The sequence below is a fragment of the Arthrobacter sp. TMP15 genome (assembly GCF_039529835.1).
GTDB lineage: Bacteria > Actinomycetota > Actinomycetes > Actinomycetales > Micrococcaceae > Specibacter.
The window spans coordinates 1,273,669-1,292,101 of the sequence record NZ_CP154262.1 but is presented as its reverse complement, the minus strand read 5'-3'; the positions used below and the strand labels follow the sequence as shown (position 1 = coordinate 1,292,101).

Genomic DNA, 18,433 nt, shown 5'->3' with positions numbered 1-18,433 from the left:
CTATGACAAGCTTAGCAGCATGAGTACCCCAGATAATAATTCGGACACCCGCAACACGTTTCAGAGCGCTCCCGAAGAGGCCCTGACGGACACAGAGGCAGCTTCGGTGGTGCGTGATATCGCTGAAGTTCCGGCCATTGAAGTCATTACGACGGCGGCCGTTCACCTCATGAGCGCCGCTGCAGTTAAGTGCGGACTGGCTGCAGGTCCTGGCGCAGAAGAGCTAAAGGATTTGGATGAAGCCCGCAAGCTCATCACAGCTCTGGCCGGCTTCGTGACCGCCGCATCGCCTGAAATTGGCAGCCAGCACGCCGGACCATTGCGCGATGGTTTACGCTCACTCCAGCTCGCATTCCGCGAGGCCTCGGAATTCCCAGACGCCCCCGGCAAGGGCCCGGGCGAGAAGTTCACAGGCGCAGTCAACTAATTCCGCTTAGTAGTCCCCCACTTGCCGCCGTTGCGGTTGCACATTCCGCCGTTGTAGCGGTGGCGTGCAAACGAAACGGCGGCATATGTTTTCTTGGGGTCTGTTTGTCACTCACACGGGTTCGCTTTCACGCTCTAGACTTTCATGGTTCTTATGGCCTTCAAGAGCGTCCTGAGGAATATTGTGGTCTTGTGCATTGGCCATACTTCCAGGGCCAGCAAGGGTAGTTACCGCGCCAATGCTGCTGATCTCTACCAGACCGGGCAATTCACCGGGTGCACGCATATCCGCAAGAACGTCAGGGCTCGGGTGGCCTTGCAATGTTGCTGCGCTCAACACTGCTGGTGTTGCCCCGCTTACGCTCTTTGTGCGGCGCCGCCAAAGTGCCATGGCAACCAGGCCTATTATGGCTAGTACCCCGCAGATCAGCCCAACGATCACAAAGCCTGCCCACGGTGCGATCTTATCGATCACGGCGCCGGCAAAAGGTGCACCCATGGCGCTGCCAAGGGTCATGGATGAGCCATACCACCCCATAGCCTCGCCACGGCGTTTTTCGGACACCAGATCGGCAATGTGCTCAGCACTTGATGTCAGGACAGGTGCGCAGAGCAATCCTGGCAGGATGCAGAGCAGACCCAGTGTCCACGCGGTAGTGGCAAATCCCATCGGAATAATCAAAATAGCCATCGCCATCAACAGCCACAACGGATTGATGGATCGCTTCAAAGCCCCGTAAATAATGGCACCAATGATGGATGAACCACACCAGAAGAAGAAGACAATCCCAAGGTCACCCACCCGATCGTTGTACCGCATAGTGGCTACCATTCCCACGTTTGTCCCGGCCAGGACCAGCCCTGCTCCCAGTGACGTCCCGAGGATGGCGAGTACCGCAATATTAAGCCAGCCCAGACTGTGTCTGGACCTGAGCCACAACCGTTTCAGGAAATGCTTTCCATCCAGCTCCGGCGCGCTTGGTTCTGCCCGGTCTTGAACTGGCTGGCCGTGAGCACCGTCCAGGGCCACGTAGGCTCCACTTTGACCGGTGCGGGTGGGCGGATTGAACCACATCAGGAAAACCCCTGCAAGGGAGGCACTCACGCCAATGATGACAAGCCCAACAACAGTGTGAGTAGTGGTTGCCAGCATGACACCAGCTGCTGGACCGATCATGAAAGTGATTTCCCCACCCATCGAGTCCAACGCATACGCGGTTCTGCGCTGTTCAGCAGGAACCATAACACCCAGGGCTTGGCGCACCACCGAGAAGATGGGCACAGCGAAAAGCCCGCCTATCACTGCGGCAATGATGAGCAGTTGGAAATTCAAGAAGGGTGCAACGCTCCACACAGTAATTTCAGCAATGACTGAAGGCATGAGGGCTCGACGCAAACCGTAAATGTCCACAAGCCGCCCTCGCCAAGGAGCCCCGAACGCCATACCTATGGTGATGGCCGCTGCCACCAAACCGGCGGAGGCATAACTAAGTTTCATGGTTTCAACCACATGCAGGGTCAACAAGACTCCGGCTGCGGCATGTGGAATGCGTGCGATCATGGCAACTATCAGCAGCCTGCGCACTTGCCCGATGGCGAGAACTTTTCGGTAAGCAATAAAATTCACGGCGAAGCAACTCTTTCTTGTGCACCATCACAAAAAAGCAGCTGCGCTTCGTAGCGATGTATTAGTTTTGCGGGTTGGAGCTGAGTAACCGAATTTGTACCGAATCAACGGCTAAGGCAAAGTCTTCATTTGCTGCCCAAAATCCTTGCAGGTTGGCCAACACATCGTCTACTTCTGAGCGATCAAGTCCCGGTCGCAGTGTTAAGGTCACACTCAGCTCCGGGCCGGTACCTCCACCTAAAACCAACTGTCCAACCGGTTTAGTCAAAGTGTCCCACTGGGATCCTATGCCCTCACCGGCGGTTGCTGAAATGCTTACCACGAAGGGATGTCCCAGCGCATCAACGGAGGCTTGAAGCACCTTATCAACAACAGGGTCGGCGTAACTGGGCAGCCAGTCTTTTTGTTGGGCTAGCGCCCACACCGCCGGCCGCCTGATAACAAAGGGCCGCTGTGAACCAGGATCCAGCACCAACAATTGAGCCTCTTCAGCAACAGCAGACAAGGCAGCACGGGCTGCGTAGACGGCAACGGGCCGCGCATCGCAATGCCAGCGCGTCAAAGCCGCCGCGTGTGAGAACACTGGAAGTGCTAAGCGGCCATCCGGACCCTGCACAGTTACCAGCGCCATGTCAGACTCTTTGTCTGAGACCAGGCCGTTCGCGCCAACCGTTTGCTCCGCCAGCTTGGCCACTATTGGAATAAACACACGCATTGTGGACAGCGAAGCCACAACTTCGGCTTCGCTGCCATGGCCTGTTGCCAGTGCTTCAAGGGCGGCGGCATAGCTGGGGTCTATAGCGCCGTCGTCGTTGTCAAAATTGTGGTACTTCTGTTCCCCTGCCAACTCACGGCCCTGCCAAGGCTGGCCGGCCGAATCCCGGCTACCACCGGCACCAGCCAAAGCCGCGGCAATATGCCCCGGGAGAACCTTCTTCGGCATCGCGGTCATGACCTACCGGCGGCCTGCAACATCAAGTGCCTGCGGCAGCGTGAACGCTCCGGAATACAGCGCCTTGCCAATGATGGCTCCTTCAACACCGGCGCCAACTAGTTCGCGCAACACACGCAGGTCCTCCAAGCTGGAAATTCCACCCGATGCTACAACGGGCTTTGACGTACGGGCGCACATTTCACGCAACAGTTCCACATTAGGTCCGCGTAACGTGCCATCTTTAGTAACGTCGGTAACAACATAGCGGGCACAGCCGGCATCCTCCAGGCGTGCTAGAACTTCCCAGATATCGCCGCCTTCTTTCGTCCAGCCACGACCTGCCAAAGTGGTACCACGCACATCTAGTCCCACAGCAATCTTGTCCCCAAAGCGTTCAATAACCTTGGCAGTCCATTCGGGGTTCTCCAGTGCAGCAGTACCCAAGTTGACCCGGCCAACACCCAATTCAAGTGCACCTTCCAAAGAAGCATCATCCCGGATGCCACCAGACAGCTCCACCTTAACAGTCAGAGCACCCACCATTTCCCGCAACAATTGAACGTTGGAGCCGCGTCCGAATGCGGCGTCGAGGTCAACAAGGTGAACCCATTCTGCGCCGTCGTTCTGCCAGTTCAGCGCCGCTTCCAGGGGCGAACCGTAACCGGTTTCCGAGCCAGCCTCGCCCTGCACCAGGCGCACCGCCTGACCGTCCGCCACGTCTACTGCGGGCAACAATTCCAAAATGGGAGTAGTCATGGATTCCTCAACGTCATTTGATCTGTATATGTGAAGTGACAGCGACAAAGCTGCCTGCGGAGAACTTACCCCGCAAACTTAGAGCGTGAACATATAAGCTGCCACCAGCGACATGACAGCGAGCAAAGCGAAACTGATTGGTATCCACCGAGGCGTTTTCTGCTGATAGAACGTGTAAGCGCCGCCTATCAGCAAGCCAGCCAAGCCCATCAGCAGCAGCGACCACATTATTTGGCCACCTTGGTCAGCGAGAGCACCCAATTGCGCAGGAGGCGCGCACCGGCGTCACCCGATTTTTCCGGATGGAACTGAGTTGCACACAAAGGGCCATTTTCAATGGCAGCAATAAATGGTGCGCCATGCTCGGACCAGGTCACCAGCGGTGGACGCATCTTTGGTTGCAAAACCTCGAAGTCCCACTGCTGAACACCATAGGAATGCACAAAGTAGAAGCGTTCGCTTTCAACACCGTCAAACAACATTGAGCCTTCAGCGGCCTTGACCGTATTCCAGCCCATGTGCGGAACTACTTCGGCGGGAAGTAACTCAACCGTTCCTGGCCACTCCCCCATCCCTTCCGCATGAAGTCCGTGTTCAACACCGGCGTCAAAAAGGACCTGCATACCTACGCAAACACCCAGAACAGCACGGCCTCCAGCAACTCGACGGCCAATCATTCTCAACGCATCAACGTTTTTCAGCTCGGTCATGACTGACCCAAAAGCGCCTACGCCTGGCACCAGAAGTCCGTCTGCGTTAAGCACATCATCAGGCTTGGCACTGAGCGTCACAGTAGCGCCTGCACGTTCTAGAGCCCTTACTGCTGAGCGCACATTGCCGGAACCGTAGTCCAGAACCGTTACTGTTGGCTGGTGCGCAGCTGCTATGCCTGTTGTTCCAGAGCTCACAAAAGACCCTTCGTGGATGGAATCCCTGTCACCCGGGGATCAGGTTCAACAGCTGCACGCAACGCGCGGGCGAAGGCCTTGAACTGCGCTTCGACGATGTGGTGGGGATCCCTCCCTGCGATGAGAGTCATGTGCAGGCATATTTGCGCGTGCAAGGTAATGGCTTCAAAGACGTGACGGGTCAGGGAACCTGTGAAGTGACCACCAATCAAGTGATATTCCTGCCCGGCCGGTTCCCCTCCGTGGACCAGGTAGGGGCGCCCCGAAAGGTCAACAACGGCGTTGGCAAGCGCTTCATCCAACGGCACAGTTGCCTCGCCAAAGCGGCGAATCCCTGCCTTGTTGCCCAGTGCTTCTTTCAAGACTTCACCCAAGGAGATGGCAACATCTTCGACCGTGTGGTGCGCATCGATGTGAGTATCGCCCGTAGCCTTGATGTTCATGTCGATCAGCGAGTGCTTCGAAAGCGCCGTCAGCATGTGGTCATAAAACGGGACGGACGTGTCGATGGTTGACACCCCTGTACCGTCCAGGTTGATCTCAACCATGACGCTGGACTCACTCGTGGCTCGCTCCAAACGGGCCGTACGTCCCTGGCTGGGCGTGGTCTCAGTCATTGCAGCAGTCCTTTGATTTGTGCGCTCGTTCCCCCGCTGTTTGCAGGCAGCATGGGGCTCGAACGATCCTCAGTGATTCATACCAGTTTAGAAGACAAGACGTGGGAAAGCCCAACCAGTGCCGTTCCACACTTACGGCGGCGTGAAATTGCCCCGTATTAGTCGGCAAGAATGCCGCGGAGCCCGTCAAGGAACGCAGTTGTCTCGGCTTCCGTGCCCGCTGTAACGCGGAGGTGTCCGGGGATCCCAACGTCACGTATCAAAACACCCTGAGCCAGGAGGGCTTCCCAAACCTCATGAGGTTTTTCAAGTCCGCCAAAGAAGACAAAGTTTGAATCCGACGGTGCTGGGGAGAGTCCCAACAGTGTTAGTCCTTCAACGATCCGATCCCGCTGGATCTTGATCCGCTCCACGTTGGCCAGCAATGACGTTGCATTCCGTAGGGCGGCAACCGCTGTAGCCTGCGTGATGGCCGAGAGGTGGTAGGGCAGCCGGACTAAACGCAGTGCGTCAGTGACTTCCGCAGCTGCGGCCATGTAACCCAACCGGGCACCGGCTAATGCGAATGCCTTGCTCATAGTGCGCGAAACCAGTAGGCGTGGACGACCAGGCAAGAGGCTGAGGGCGCTGGGCGTCCCGTCATGTGCAAACTCTGCATAGGCCTCATCGACGACGACCATGGTTTGCGTTGCCTCGCCCGCGTCATAAACGGCTTTGACAACATCTAAGCCCAAGGCGGTACCCGTTGGGTTATTGGGTGAGCACAAGAAAACTATGTTGGGGCCATGGTGGCGCACCTGTGCGGCAGCTGATTCCGCGCTCAAAGCATAGTCAGTGGCTCGGTTCCCAGCCAAATAGGCTGTGCCGGTTCCGCTGGCCAAAAGTGGGTACATCGAGTACGTCGGAGGAAATCCCATAACACTGCGGCCAGGACCACCAAAAGCCTGCAGCACCTGCTGCAGCACTTCGTTGGATCCATTGGCCGCCCACAAGTTCTCTTCGACCAGCCCATGGCCTAGGTATGCTGCCAGTTCTTGACGCAAAGTAGTGAATTCTCTGTCAGGGTAGCGATTAAGGCCTTCCAGCTCGCTTGCCACCGCACTAAGAATGGCTTCTCTGGCGTCCGCAGGAACACCGAAAGTATTCTCATTGACATTCAAAAGTATTGGTACATCAAGCTGGGGTGCACCATAGGGATGCTGTCCACGCAGATCGTCACGGAGCGGCAGTTGGCTTAGGCGTTCAAACTGATCCATGGACCAAGCTTATTTGCTGAGAGCTGGAAAGTTCGAAACGGTGACGCCATGCGGACGCTATATCAGCCTCATGCTGGCATCTGTCCTCATCCAGGCTCAGCTATCCTCATCCAGGCTCTCGCATTCAGATTGCCTCCCGCAAGCGCCCTCCTGCAAACGGGAGGCTAGTCAAGCAACGTACGAATGCAACCCGCAGCCTTATTCGAACAATGAACGAATGAAATCAGCGACGTCACTCGAACGGTTGCCGAGGCGGCCGCACCTGCTAAGCAGCCAGGCCTCCAAGACTCCAAGACTCGAGCCTTGGTCCTGCTGTGGAGCCACAAGTGCTGTGAATTGCTTCTTATCTGGAAATTGGTACGTACAGGTGCTGTCCGGCCTGCAGAACTGCGCTGCCTAACTCGTTCAGGGCTACGATCTCTCGAACTACATCACGGACGTCGCCGTTTGGATTCGATGCGCGGGCGATACTCCACAGGCTATCTCCCTGCAGAACTGTCACGGACACGGCGTAATCAGCCATGTCAACGGCTGGATACTTGGCGGAGGCCTGTGCCGGAGTCGCTATCGAGCCAAGGATGATGGCCAAGGATACAAAAACCATCACCGCAGCGACTGCTATAGCTGGGATACCAAAGAGTACAAACCTGCCACGACGAGTCAACTGCACTCGCATCTGCGCGCCTTGACTCTGCACGAGCCCGTCCTTCACGACTCCGCCCTGCAAGGCTCCGCTCTGCACGTCTCCGCTCTGCACGTCTCTTACCTGTGGAGCGCTGCTCGCTCGCCCCTTGAGCCGGCTGGGGACAAAACCGCCCACGGGGAAGAAGCTTGTGTACTTGTTACTGCTTGTTGTTGCGGTGATAACCATTGCATTCATGATTTCTGGTCCTTTCGCCGTGGATCAAGATCCCTGGCCACCAACATCCATCGGATCAAATTTCCATGCTCTAAATCTTCGATAGAACGTATGTTCTAATTAGCTACTAGTACAGTTTTAGCATCTATAGACGACACTTGCCAAGGGCTGCTAGAACAAATGTTTGAAATTGCTTGGTTTGTGGCTTAAACTTGTTAGACAAGGATTGGCCGCTACATGCAGTCCACCAGCAGGCACTGACATTGTTCAGGGCAGCCACGAAAGGACCCCGGAACCATGGCGCTTCCAGAACCTCCGCACCGCATCCCTCAGGCACCTAGTCGCGCCGGTATGAAGGGACTGACAGTCCGGCAGAAGAAGATCCTGGAGTGCATACAGCGCTCCATAGCAGACAAGGGCTACCCACCCTCCATGCGTGAGATCGGCGACTCCGTGGGGCTGGCGAGCCTGTCCAGCGTCACACACCAGTTGACCCAGCTTGAACGCCACGGCTATTTACGTCGCGACCCCAAGCGCCCACGCGCAATGGAAGTCCTCATACCGCTGGTACTGGACATTGGGGAGGTAGAAATCGAGGGGGTTAGCTCTCCGTCCAAGTTACGCAGTTCAAACGGGCTGAACTTTTCCGAACTCAGCAGTTCCTCTGACACGGCATTTGTGCCACTTGTGGGACGCATCGCAGCTGGTGGACCCATCCTGGCCGATCAATCCGTGGATGACATCATGCCTCTGCCTCGGCAGATCGTGGGCAGCGGGGAACTCTTCATGCTCAGAGTCCAGGGTGATTCCATGATCGACGCCGCCATCTGTGACGGCGATTGGGTTGTTATACGCCAGCAAAAAACAGCCAACAATGGGGACATTGTGGCTGCGCTACTGGAGGATGAGGCCACCGTGAAGACATTCCGGCAACGCGATGGCCATACCTGGTTATTACCCCAGAACACCCGCTACGAACCCATCCTGGGAGATCACGCGACCATTATGGGCAAAGTGGTTTCTGTCCTTCGCAGTCTCTAGCGCCGCACAGTCTCTAGTGCCGCACGGTCTCGAGCCAGGCGCTTCGAGACTCGGCAAAGCCAGGGCTCACCAACTAGAGAACGCACCAACAAAGAGCCCTCCAATAAACAGCGCACCAATGAACAGCGCTCCGACAGACAGTGAGCGAACGGATAGTGAGCCTCAAGGGGAAACGGTCCTCATAACCACGCGCCTGCAGGCCTTGGCGCCTGAATCTCCTAACCTGAGCCGATGGTGGCCTTGATAAAGCCACCATCAGTTCCGGTGCCGAAAGACCGGTGCCGAAAGAGTGGGGCCGAAAGAGTGTAGCCAAGGAATATGCGCCGGACACAATGCCCGGCCCCGCCTTGTGGGTTTTTGTTGGTGGCTGCCCGCCACGGCTGCCTAGCACTCACTGGAGGTTGTTCGCCAATTACTGGCGCCCGGCGGCTACCGGTTGCTTACTACTTCCCTGAGAGCCGTTGCAACGCTGAAAGTGCCACGGCCCTGTCCTTTGTCGCCCAGAACGGTGGCAGGGCTGCCCGCAAGAATCCTCCATAGCTAGCGTTGGCTAGGCGGGAGTCCAGGACTGCCACAACACCCCTGTCTTCACTTGAACGAATCAAACGCCCCACACCCTGCGCTAAGCGGACAGCCGCATGAGTGGCCGAGATGGCGATAAAGCCGTCTCCACCACTTTGGGCCACCGCTCTTGCCCTGGCAGTAACCAGTGGATCATCGGGACGGGGGAAGGGAATCCTGTCTATGACAACAAGTCTGCAGGAGGCACCCTGAACATCTACTCCCTGCCAAAGCGACATCGTCCCGAAAAGGCAGGTGTCTGATTCCTCGGCAAATTCTCTAATAAGTCCTGACATCGAGGAATCACCCTGGCAAAGGATCTTTACTTTGAGCTTCTTTCGTAACTTCTCAGCCGCATCTTCTGCCGCGCGTCGCGAGGAGAATAGTGCAAGTGTTCCGCCGCCTGCAGCAGTGATGAGGGCCTCCAGTTCATCAAGCTGTTCGCCAGACATTCCAAATCCTGGTTTTTGCAGGTGAGCTGCAACATACAACATGCCTTGTTTCTGGTAGTCAAACGGAGAGCCAACGTCTGCACCAGTCCAGCTGGGGGCGCTGGGACCCAGAAGCCCCAGACCTCCAGCGGTGGCCTGAAATGATTCACCTATCGCCAGGGTGGCGGAGGTCAGCACCACTGTTCTATCTGCGAATAGGCCCTCACGTAGCTTCATGGCAACGCTCAACGGTGCAATATTGATGACTGCTGGCTCGCCTGCGTCCGCTTTTTGGTAGCCCTTTCCGGGTACGAACGTGCCAGGTCGGGAGGTCCACACCACTTCTCGAGCCTCATTGGCCGAAAGCAGGCGTTCACACAGGTCAAAGATCAAGTTCAAACGTGACCGGGCAATGGAGCGTCCACCGTCCGCTGCCGAATTACCTTCAGGCTTTGAATCCGACAACGCCGCTCGTACGGCATCACGCACTTGCTCAATCACTTGGCTTTGCTCATCATTGAGCCCGTTGGGCAGGAGCCCTTCAGCTGCGCCTGCAAAAACCATGTCCAAAGCCGTTGCGCTGGCATGAAGGGCTTCAACCGAAACGCCGGTGTGCTTGCGGGTGCTCGAGGCCGCGGCCTGCACCATCTGCACAGAGAGTTGACCGGTCACAGCGCCGGTCACTCGATCGTGGAGTTCATGTGCCTCATCTACCACCACGAGATCGTAATCAGGCAGCACAGCTATACCCTCAAAAGCGCTGATGGCAAGCATGGCGTGGTTGGTCACTACTATGTCGGCTTCCGCGCCGCGCGCACGAGCCAGTTCAGAAAAGCACTCTGTGGCGAGCGGACACTTCTGCGCGCCCAAACATTCCATAGAGGTGACCGAGACCTGCCGCCAAGCCCTGTCAGTCACACCCGGAACAAGTTCATCCCGGTCTCCCGTTTCGGTGTCCTCTGCCCATTCACGCAACCTCACCACTTCTTTACCCAGTTGCGAGGTGGGCCCCGAGCTCGCCCCTGGAAGGTGAGCAACACTGGTGTCCTCACCCAGGCTGAACAGCGCCCCTTCACCTGTGTCTTCAGTGGGGAATCCGCCGCCTAGTTTATGTTTGCAGACATAATTACTGCGCCCCTTTACCAGAGCCACATCCACGGGCCTCGGCAACACCGGGGCCAAGGCAGCCAAGAGCCGTGGTACATCGCGGCCCACAATCTGAGACTGTAACGCCAGCGTTGCCGTGGCCACAACTGCCGGCTTGTCACTGCTGAAGGCATTGACGATGAGCGGTATTAGATAGGCGAGAGACTTACCCGTGCCAGTGCCCGCCTGCACCAACAAGTGATCACCGCTTTCAATGGCGCTAACCACCCTCCGGACCATTTCGTGCTGCCCGTCGCGGCGTTGACCACCCATGGATTCAACTGCTCTGTCCAATAGTTCCAGGGCCTGCTGTGACAATTTGCTTTCAGGCATGCTGGACAAAAGGTTCAACCTCGGCAGCCAAGTCTTCGCGAACCCTCACGTTGGCCAGCGTGCCGAGCTCACCATGTTCTAAACTGATGATTTCAGCATCACTGCGATGGAGCTTGTTCAGAACATCCCCGCGTTCATAGGGGATCAACAATGTCAGCGTCACGCTTGGGTGCGGAATCGCTTCGCTAATAGCCTCAAGTAATTCCTCAATGCCCTGGCCGGTCCGCGCGGAGATCACTACTGTCCGCGGCTCATGCTGGCGAAGTCGTTCAACAACAAACGGATCAGCAATATCAGCCTTGTTCAGGATGATAATTTCAGGGATTTGCAGTGCCCCAACCTCAGCGAAGACTGCCCGAACTGCTGAGATTTGCCCCTCAGGGTCAGGGTGAGAAGCATCCACAATATGGAGTATCAGATCTGCGTCCGCTACTTCTTCAAGTGTGGATCTAAATGCTTCAACCAATTGGGTTGGTAGCGATCGGACAAATCCAACGGTGTCAACCAACGTGTAACCCAGACCATCTGAGGTCTCGGTTTTACGCACAGTGGGGTCCAGCGTGGCGAACAACGCGTTCTCCACCAACACCCCGGCATTGGTCAGCCGGTTCAGCAGAGATGACTTACCCGCGTTGGTGTACCCGGCAATCGCAACCGACGGGACACTGTTGCGTTTACGATTGGCTCGTTTGGTCTCCCGTGCTGGACGCATTGCCGCGATCTCACGACGCAGTTTGGCCATCCTCGTACGGATTTTGCGTCGGTCCAGTTCCATCTTGGTCTCACCGGGGCCACGGGATCCAATTCCACCGCCTGCAGCACCCACCCGGCCGCCGGCCTGGCGGGACATCGACTCACCCCAACCGCGGAGTCGTGGCAGCAGGTATTCCATTTGTGCCAGCTCCACTTGCGCCCGCCCTTCGCGGGACTGCGCGTGTTGGGCAAAAATATCCAGGATCAGCGCCGTCCGGTCAATGACCTTAACCTTGACGACTTCCTCCAAGGTGCGTCGCTGAGACGGTGCCAAGTCACCGTCAATGATGACTGTGTCAGCTCCCGTTGCGTAAACAATCTCCTTGAGCTCCTGCGCCTTTCCCTGGCCCAGGAATGTTGCGGGGTCCGGCTTGGCACGGCGCTGAACAAGCCCATCGAGGACTTCTGAGCCGGCCGTTTCAGCAAGTGCAGCCAGTTCCCGCAGAGAGTTTTCGGCATCTGCCATGGTCCCTTGGGACCATAGTCCTGCCAGCACGACCCGTTCTAGCCGGAGTTGGCGGTATTCAACTTCGGAGACATCTTCTAGTTCCGTGGACAAACTTGCCCGGCGGCGCAACGCATTGCGTTCGGCTAGTTCGGACTGGTCGCCGTCAAAATTACTGTGCTGGAAATCCAGCGACGATACGGCTTGTGCCCGCTTTGATAAGGGGCGGGCAGAAGGGGAACCCTCATAGGGGTCTTGAGCCTCAGACTCTTCGTCGGCACGCACAGCACGGCCAGCGGCCGCATCCTTTGCGAGGATCCGGTCAATGACGGCCTCGATCTCGGTCACGGACAAGTCCTTATCGGGCTGATCGGAGCCCGCCGTTGACGCACTCCTGTCAGACTCGGGCAGTTTGCTGTCTTCGAAACCATTGTGTGCAGATGAGTTGGACATGTTCTCCTTATAGGGGCTTATCTACGATCTTAGTCCGGTCCGCCCACACTCACACCTTGAGGATATTTTTTGTGTGGATAACGTGCCGTGCTCACGGTGCGCTTAGGTGGGCCTAGATACACAATCTGCGTTTTTCGCACTAATCTGGCATGACTATGGGTACTCAGGGTGCAGAGCACTATTTCAGTTCACAACCGTCAACTCCGATGAAGCGCCGTCCACTGAGCGTGGTTTTGGTTGGTGAGGTACGTGCGCTTCAGACGGCAGGGGGCATCTTTAGTCCTGACGGTGTCGATAAGGGCACTACTATCCTGCTCTCAGAAGCGCCGCCGCCGTCGTCGGCTGGGAATCTCCTGGATATAGGCTGTGGTTGGGGGCCCATTGCTCTCAGTTTGGCACTGCGCTCCCCCGAAGCAACGGTGTATGCCGTGGACGTTAACGAACGCTCCATTGAGCTGACCACGGATAACGCCAAAGCGCTGGGGCTTGAGAATGTTCGTGCATCAACACCTGACGCCGTTGATCCGCATATCCGTTTCAACACCATCTGGTCTAATCCACCGATCCGAGTAGGCAAGTCGGAGCTGCATTCAATCCTGTTGATGTGGCTGCCCCGCCTTGCCCACAATGGCAACGCCTATTTGGTGGTTCAAAAGAACCTCGGTTCAGATTCTCTCCAGCGCTGGTTGATAGCAGAGCTTGCCGAACGCTTCCCCGAGGCCGGGCTCAAAGTTTCCCGCGACTCCACCAATAAGGCCTTCAGGATTCTGAAGGTCACGCGGAGTAAACCTTAGGTGCCGTGGGCTCCGGCCGGAGTCGCTGTTCACTACGGGCAGTTTTAGCCCAACTCATCTAAAAGCACACCTTCAGCAACGATCACGGCCGGACCGCTGAGTTCAACATGCTCACGTCCGTCTGGATTCGTGAAGAACCGCACTCCCACCACACCGCCGGGAACCGCCACGGCCCAATCGTCCGGGGCCTCATCACCAGCCCAGAAACGCAGTGCGGCAGCGGCCGCACAGGCCCCGGTTCCGCAGGAGAGCGTCTCCCCCACACCGCGTTCATGGACGCGCATGCTAATGTGTCCGATCCCGCCAACCACCAAGGGCTCCGCAGGCACAGCAAACTCAACGTTGCTTCCATGCGGTGGAACTGGGTTTATTGCCGGTGCTGCGGTGAGCTTTGTGCCGGCCAGTTCGCTCAGATCGGCAAGTGCCACGACCGTGTGAGGGTTGCCCATGCTGATCGACAGGGCAGGGCGCTCCACTGGCAGTCCGGCGGCGTCAACCAGCGAATCCATGCCACGTTCCGCGGCAAGCACAGGGTGGATAAAATCCCAGGGGCCCATGTCCACCCGGTATCCACCGTCGGTGCGTGTCACACTTTTGATACCTGCACGGGTGCCAATGTTTAGCGTTGCGCCACTTGCCAGCGTGACAAGTCCTTCGGTCACAAGGAAGTGGACGAATACCCTGACCCCGTTGCCACACATTTCGGAGGGTGAGCCATCTGCGTTGCTATAGTCCATGAACCATTCGGCGTCGGGCTGCTCAGTCAGCAAGGCCACACCCTCAAGAAGGTACCGCGAGCGGACAGCACGGATCAGCCCGTCCCCGCCAATGCCGCGGTTTCGATCACACAGCAGGACGATCTGCTCCGGAGTGAGGCTGCGCACGCCGTCGGGATCGGCAACCAGGACAAAGTCGTTACCGGTGCCGTGGCCTTTGGCAAAGCGCGTGCCTGTTAATTGTGTCGGGGACTCAGTCATGCATTAAGCCTAGGGCACGCAGACCAAGGCGTTGAATGCGCGACGTCGGAACGCCGATTATGTGCTCTGGTCAGCTTGCCTAGCACTCACCAGGGCGGCTGCCGCTGACGCCAAGTCCGGCTGGGACCAGTCAAACCACTGCACCCTTGGATCCGCACGGAACCAGGTGAGTTGACGGCGGGCAAACTGCCGTGTGGCAACAATGGTTTCCTGGGCTGCCTGGGCGGGTGTGGACTCACCATCAATAACACGTAGGAACTGCTGATATCCCAAGGCCTTCTGTGCTGTCCGGCCGTCCCTAAGTCCTTCAGGAATCAGAGCTTGAACTTCGTCTTGCAGACCTGAGCGGACCATGGAGTGGACGCGGGACGCCAACCGATCATGGAGTTCCGCGCGGTCACCGTTAAGACCAATTTGGATGGTGGGATTGGCATACTCGCGGGTGGGCATAAACGAGCTAAAGGGTCGCGCCGTTAGTTCGAACACCTCAAGTGCCCGGATCACTCGTTTGGCATCGTTTATCCTTTCCGCTGATATGGGATCCACACTCTTGAGCCGGGCAGCCAGGACGGCAAGCCCCGCACTTTCCAACTCGCTCTCGAGTGTTGCACGAATCGCCGGATCGGTACCTGGGAACTCAAGTACGTCAAGGCCTGCCCTGACGTACAGTCCCGAGCCGCCCACCAGGATGGGCACTTTTCCTCGCGAGCGGATATCGGCAATAGCGGTTCTGACCAACTGCTGATAGAGCGCCACCGTGGTGTCTTCACGAACAGAAAGAAAGTCCATCAGATGATGTGGGATGCCACGGCGTTCAATCTCTGCCAACTTGGCTGTGCCAATGTCCATACCGCGGTAAAACTGCATCGAGTCAGCGTTGATGGCCTCACCGTCAAAGCGCTCAGCCAGCTGCAGGGCAAGCTCTGATTTTCCAGAACCAGTGGGCCCAACAACTGCTACAACAGCCAATTCATTCGCCGAACCTGCCATGACTTTCCTATTCACGCAGTGCGCAGCGGCAGGGACGGCATACCCAAACTGACCTTGGGACGCGTCCCATCAGAGCCTGCCGCGGAGGGTACCCCGCAGGAATCCGCTTGCGCAAGATCCCAGGCGTCACCGGCTCGGGAGCGGCGCAATCCGTAGGCGGTTGCATTCGCTGGGTCAGCTACCAGGTGGAACGCAGCGGCGGATGTGATCGTGACGGTGACAAGATCACCGGGGCGCGGAGTTTCTCCACCGTCGGGGACACTGAAATGCACCAGCCGTTGATCGTGGGTTCGGCCGGAGAGTCTATTTGTCTGTGCGGCCTTGCGCCCTGATCCTGCAGTGACCATAACCTCAACTTCGCGGCCCACCTGCTTGGCGTTTTCCTCCATGGAAATTCTGTCCTGCAGGGCTGTCAGGCGCAAGAATCGTTCCTGCACTACTTCTTTGGGCAGTTGGTCGGGTAAATCCGCGGCCGGCGTCCCAGGACGTTTGGAGTACTGGTAGGTGAAGGCAGTAGCAAAACGTGCCTTTTCAACAACGTCAAGAGTGGCCTGAAAATCTTCTTCACTTTCGCCAGGAAATCCCACGATGATGTCAGTTGAGATAGCGGCATGTGGTATTTGCTCACGAACTTTGTCAAGTATTCCCAAGAATTTACTTGACCGGTAGGACCGACGCATGTCCTTGAGCACCTTATCCGAGCCCGATTGCAGTGGCATGTGTAGCTGGGGCATGACGTTGGGTGTCTCTGCCATGGCGGCAATGACATCGTCAGTAAAAGCTGCGGGGTGTGGGCTTGTGAAGCGGACGCGTTCAAGGCCCTTGATCCCGCCGCAGGCTCGCAACAATTTACCAAAAGCAAGCCGGTCACCAAACTCGACACCATAGGAGTTCACGTTCTGACCCAACAGCGTCACCTCGATGGCGCCGTCGTCCACCAAAGCCTGGATTTCGGCAAGGATTTCGCCGGGACGCCTGTCCCTTTCTTTACCTCGCAGTGAGGGCACAATGCAGAACGTACACGTGTTGTTGCAACCCACTGAGATACTGACCCATCCTGAGTACACAGCGTCGCGGCGGGTGGGAAGTGTCGATGGGAACACTTCCAATGACTCGAGAATCTCCATTTGCGCGTCGGCGTTGTGCCTGGCACGCTCCAGCAGCACAGGCAGTGCACCGACGTTGTGAGTTCCAAAGACAACGTCAACCCATGGTGCACGCTTTTGGATCGTGTCGCGGTCCTTTTGTGCCAAGCAACCACCAACGGCAATCTGCATACCGGGGTTGAGTTCCTTGATGTGGGCCAGCATGCCCAGGTTGCCATAGAGCTTGTTGTCCGCATTCTCACGCACAGCGCACGTGTTGAAGACCACCACGTCAGGAACGGCGTCACCGTTAGCATCAAGAACGCGGGCGGGGCCGGCTTCCTCAACGGCCACCATGCCCGCTGTCTCCAGCAATCCGGCCATCCTTTCGGAGTCATGGACGTTCATCTGGCAACCATAGGTCCGCACTTGGTACGTGCGGGGGTTTGTTTGCAGGATGGCTGTGTTGCTGGTTCTGGTTGGGCTTGCGGACGTATCAACGCTGTCTTGGATCAGGCTCACCACCCAAGCTTAAGACCTTCGGGGACGTATCCGCTAAACCGGGAGCGGATTGGAGCTACCGACTGCGCTTGAGCCAGCGCCTGGGCGTGTCTAACTGGGCGTGTCTAACAGGGCGTGTCTAACAGACCCGCGGCTCCAGTGAGTCAGTACCAGCCCACGGACTGCGAATGACCCCAAGCACCACAGGGTGACCCATAGCGGTTTTTGATATAGCCCAAGCCCCAGTTGACCTGGGTGCGGTAGTTCGTCAGCCAGTCGGCACCTGCTGTGCCGTATTTCCCCGGTGGCAAAGCTTGGGCGATGCCATAAGCCCCGCTATATGGATTGGTTGCATTGGTTCGCCAATTAGATTCGCGTTCCCACAATTGGGCTAAGCACTGGAACTGATCCTGCGCCCACCCATATCCACCCAGCTGGGCAGCGGCATACGCTTGCGCACCGGCAGGGTTGTTAACTGCCCCGCCAGGGATGTTCGGAAGCAGCACCTCAACCGGGATGAAGCCGCCGTTTGGATTTGGATCGGCGGGCGGTGGTGGTGCAACCGGGCCGGGGTTGGGTACCGGATTTCCTGGAAGTGGATTTGGGGCAGGATTGTGGGGTGCCGGGTTGCGGGGTGGGGGGTGCTGCTTTTGAGTCTCGGCACGGCGGGCGGCTTCCTCTGCGGCAGCCTGGCGTTTGGCAGCTTGCGCCTGATTGTAGGCTGCCAGAGCCACTTGCCCCTGCCGGAATTCTTGCTCCTTGGCCACGGAGGTGTTGTTTAGCGAGGCCAATTGCGCCACAAGCGTGCCGCTCTGGGCTTTTTTACTCTCGAGTTGTTCGGTTACTGCTTTCTGTGCAGCAACGGCGGAGTCCCTAGCGCCTAAAGCCGCGGAGGTGAGTCGTTGTTGTGCCAACTCTGCGCTTTTGCGAGTCTTCTCTAAAGAGGCGGCGGTTGCCAGGGCTGCATTGGCCCGCGCTTGTTTGATGGCTGCGCGTTCACCTACTTGATGGAGCATGTCGGCACCGTTGAGGCTGTCAGGGGACTCCAAAACTGAGATTGTGGCAAACAAGCCCAGGCCGGCCCCACCGCTTTTGTAGCTTTGCACTGCAACAGCAACAGCTTCTTTTTTGAACTTAGAGGCTTGTTCGGCTGCACGAGCAGTCTGCGCGTTCAGTAGAGACACCTCAGCCGTGGCCGCATCGAGCTTGCCTTGGGTGAGAGCAAAATCCGCCCCGGCTTGGACAGCTGCATCGCCCAACTCCCCGGACTTTTGGTCCAGAGAGTCAAGTATTAAAGATACTTTAGAAACTTCATTGGCTGTTGCTGCGGCGTCGCCTTTCGCCTGCTGTACATCAGCCCAACTGGGGAAGCCCGCAGGGGGTGCATCCTCAGCCTGGGCTGGGACTGCTGTCATAGTGCCGACGAGAAAAAAACCGACCGCAATGGGGACGGCAAACAATCGATGAAGTTTAGGCAGGCGGTTACTCATATGTGGTTAGCATAGCCGCTTCCAGGAAGCGGCCGTTGACATTGCATTCT

Annotated in this window: 16 protein-coding genes; 3 read left to right on the top strand and 13 right to left on the bottom strand. The window is 57.3% G+C overall.

The window, feature by feature from the left end:
• The first annotated feature begins 19 nt into the window (after positions 1 to 19).
• Entirely contained in the window at positions 20 to 427 is a 408-nt protein-coding gene (locus AAFM46_RS05665; RefSeq protein WP_283531087.1) for a DUF1844 domain-containing protein, read from the top strand.
• Positions 428 to 538: 111 nt separating this feature from the next.
• Here the strand turns inward: AAFM46_RS05665 and AAFM46_RS05660 are convergent, their stop codons facing one another.
• The 7 genes from AAFM46_RS05660 to AAFM46_RS05630 all read right to left on the bottom strand — a co-directional run bounded on the left by AAFM46_RS05660 (position 539) and on the right by AAFM46_RS05630 (position 7,404).
• Positions 539 to 2,053 carry an MFS transporter gene (locus AAFM46_RS05660; protein WP_343320000.1) on the bottom strand — a complete coding sequence of 505 codons (1,515 nt, stop codon included), beginning with the start codon at positions 2,051 to 2,053 and terminating at the stop codon, positions 539 to 541.
• 61 nt (positions 2,054 to 2,114) lie between these two features.
• The gene (locus AAFM46_RS05655) at positions 2,115 to 3,005 is read right to left on the bottom strand and encodes an SseB family protein (RefSeq protein ID WP_343319998.1); all 891 of its coding nucleotides are present in this window, start codon (positions 3,003 to 3,005) and stop codon (positions 2,115 to 2,117) included.
• 3 nt (positions 3,006 to 3,008) lie between these two features.
• A complete protein-coding gene (gene priA, locus AAFM46_RS05650) occupies positions 3,009 to 3,743 on the bottom strand; it encodes a bifunctional 1-(5-phosphoribosyl)-5-((5-phosphoribosylamino)methylideneamino)imidazole-4-carboxamide isomerase/phosphoribosylanthranilate isomerase PriA (protein ID WP_343319997.1) in 735 nt (244 codons plus the stop codon).
• Between the two features lie 227 nt (positions 3,744 to 3,970).
• A complete protein-coding gene (hisH, locus tag AAFM46_RS05645; protein WP_343319996.1) occupies positions 3,971 to 4,651 on the bottom strand; it encodes an imidazole glycerol phosphate synthase subunit HisH in 681 nt (226 codons plus the stop codon).
• Positions 4,648 to 5,268, bottom strand: a complete 621-nt coding sequence (hisB, locus tag AAFM46_RS05640; protein ID WP_283531092.1) for an imidazoleglycerol-phosphate dehydratase HisB — start codon at positions 5,266 to 5,268, stop codon at positions 4,648 to 4,650. Before hisB ends, hisH begins: the two co-directional genes overlap by 4 nt.
• A gap of 158 nt (positions 5,269 to 5,426) precedes the next feature.
• A complete protein-coding gene (locus tag AAFM46_RS05635; protein WP_343319994.1) occupies positions 5,427 to 6,524 on the bottom strand; it encodes a histidinol-phosphate transaminase in 1,098 nt (365 codons plus the stop codon).
• A 343-nt stretch (positions 6,525 to 6,867) separates the two neighbouring features.
• Positions 6,868 to 7,404, bottom strand: coding sequence for a LysM peptidoglycan-binding domain-containing protein (locus AAFM46_RS05630; RefSeq protein ID WP_343319993.1), 537 nt, complete (start codon positions 7,402 to 7,404; stop codon positions 6,868 to 6,870).
• Between the two features lie 330 nt (positions 7,405 to 7,734).
• Here AAFM46_RS05630 and lexA point away from each other — a divergent pair, with 330 nt between their 5' ends.
• Positions 7,735 to 8,424 (top strand): transcriptional repressor LexA, encoded by a 690-nt coding sequence (gene lexA / locus AAFM46_RS05625; RefSeq protein WP_283531201.1) that lies wholly within the window; start codon positions 7,735 to 7,737, stop codon positions 8,422 to 8,424.
• A gap of 443 nt (positions 8,425 to 8,867) precedes the next feature.
• Here the strand turns inward: lexA and AAFM46_RS05620 are convergent, their stop codons facing one another.
• Complete coding sequence (locus AAFM46_RS05620) at positions 8,868 to 10,895, bottom strand: ATP-dependent DNA helicase (protein ID WP_343319991.1); 2,028 nt, start codon at positions 10,893 to 10,895, stop codon at positions 8,868 to 8,870.
• Complete coding sequence (gene hflX / locus AAFM46_RS05615; RefSeq protein ID WP_283531096.1) at positions 10,888 to 12,546, bottom strand: GTPase HflX; 1,659 nt, start codon at positions 12,544 to 12,546, stop codon at positions 10,888 to 10,890. Before hflX ends, AAFM46_RS05620 begins: the two co-directional genes overlap by 8 nt.
• Before the next feature lie 155 nt (positions 12,547 to 12,701).
• Here hflX and AAFM46_RS05610 point away from each other — a divergent pair, with 155 nt between their 5' ends.
• Complete coding sequence (locus AAFM46_RS05610) at positions 12,702 to 13,340, top strand: methyltransferase (protein WP_283531097.1); 639 nt, start codon at positions 12,702 to 12,704, stop codon at positions 13,338 to 13,340.
• Between the two features lie 44 nt (positions 13,341 to 13,384).
• Here AAFM46_RS05610 and dapF read toward each other — a convergent pair whose 3' ends face one another.
• From dapF to AAFM46_RS05590, 4 genes are all read right to left on the bottom strand, one after another.
• Complete coding sequence (gene dapF, locus AAFM46_RS05605; protein WP_343319989.1) at positions 13,385 to 14,317, bottom strand: diaminopimelate epimerase; 933 nt, start codon at positions 14,315 to 14,317, stop codon at positions 13,385 to 13,387.
• Between the two features lie 57 nt (positions 14,318 to 14,374).
• The gene (miaA, locus tag AAFM46_RS05600) at positions 14,375 to 15,307 is read right to left on the bottom strand and encodes a tRNA (adenosine(37)-N6)-dimethylallyltransferase MiaA (protein WP_343319987.1); all 933 of its coding nucleotides are present in this window, start codon (positions 15,305 to 15,307) and stop codon (positions 14,375 to 14,377) included.
• Between the two features lie 11 nt (positions 15,308 to 15,318).
• Positions 15,319 to 16,851, bottom strand: coding sequence for a tRNA (N6-isopentenyl adenosine(37)-C2)-methylthiotransferase MiaB (miaB, locus tag AAFM46_RS05595; RefSeq protein ID WP_343320372.1), 1,533 nt, complete (start codon positions 16,849 to 16,851; stop codon positions 15,319 to 15,321).
• Between the two features lie 206 nt (positions 16,852 to 17,057).
• On the bottom strand, positions 17,058 to 18,383 hold the full coding sequence (locus AAFM46_RS05590; protein ID WP_283531100.1) for a hypothetical protein: 1,326 nt from the start codon (positions 18,381 to 18,383) through the stop codon (positions 17,058 to 17,060).
• Positions 18,384 to 18,433 lie beyond the last annotated feature (50 nt).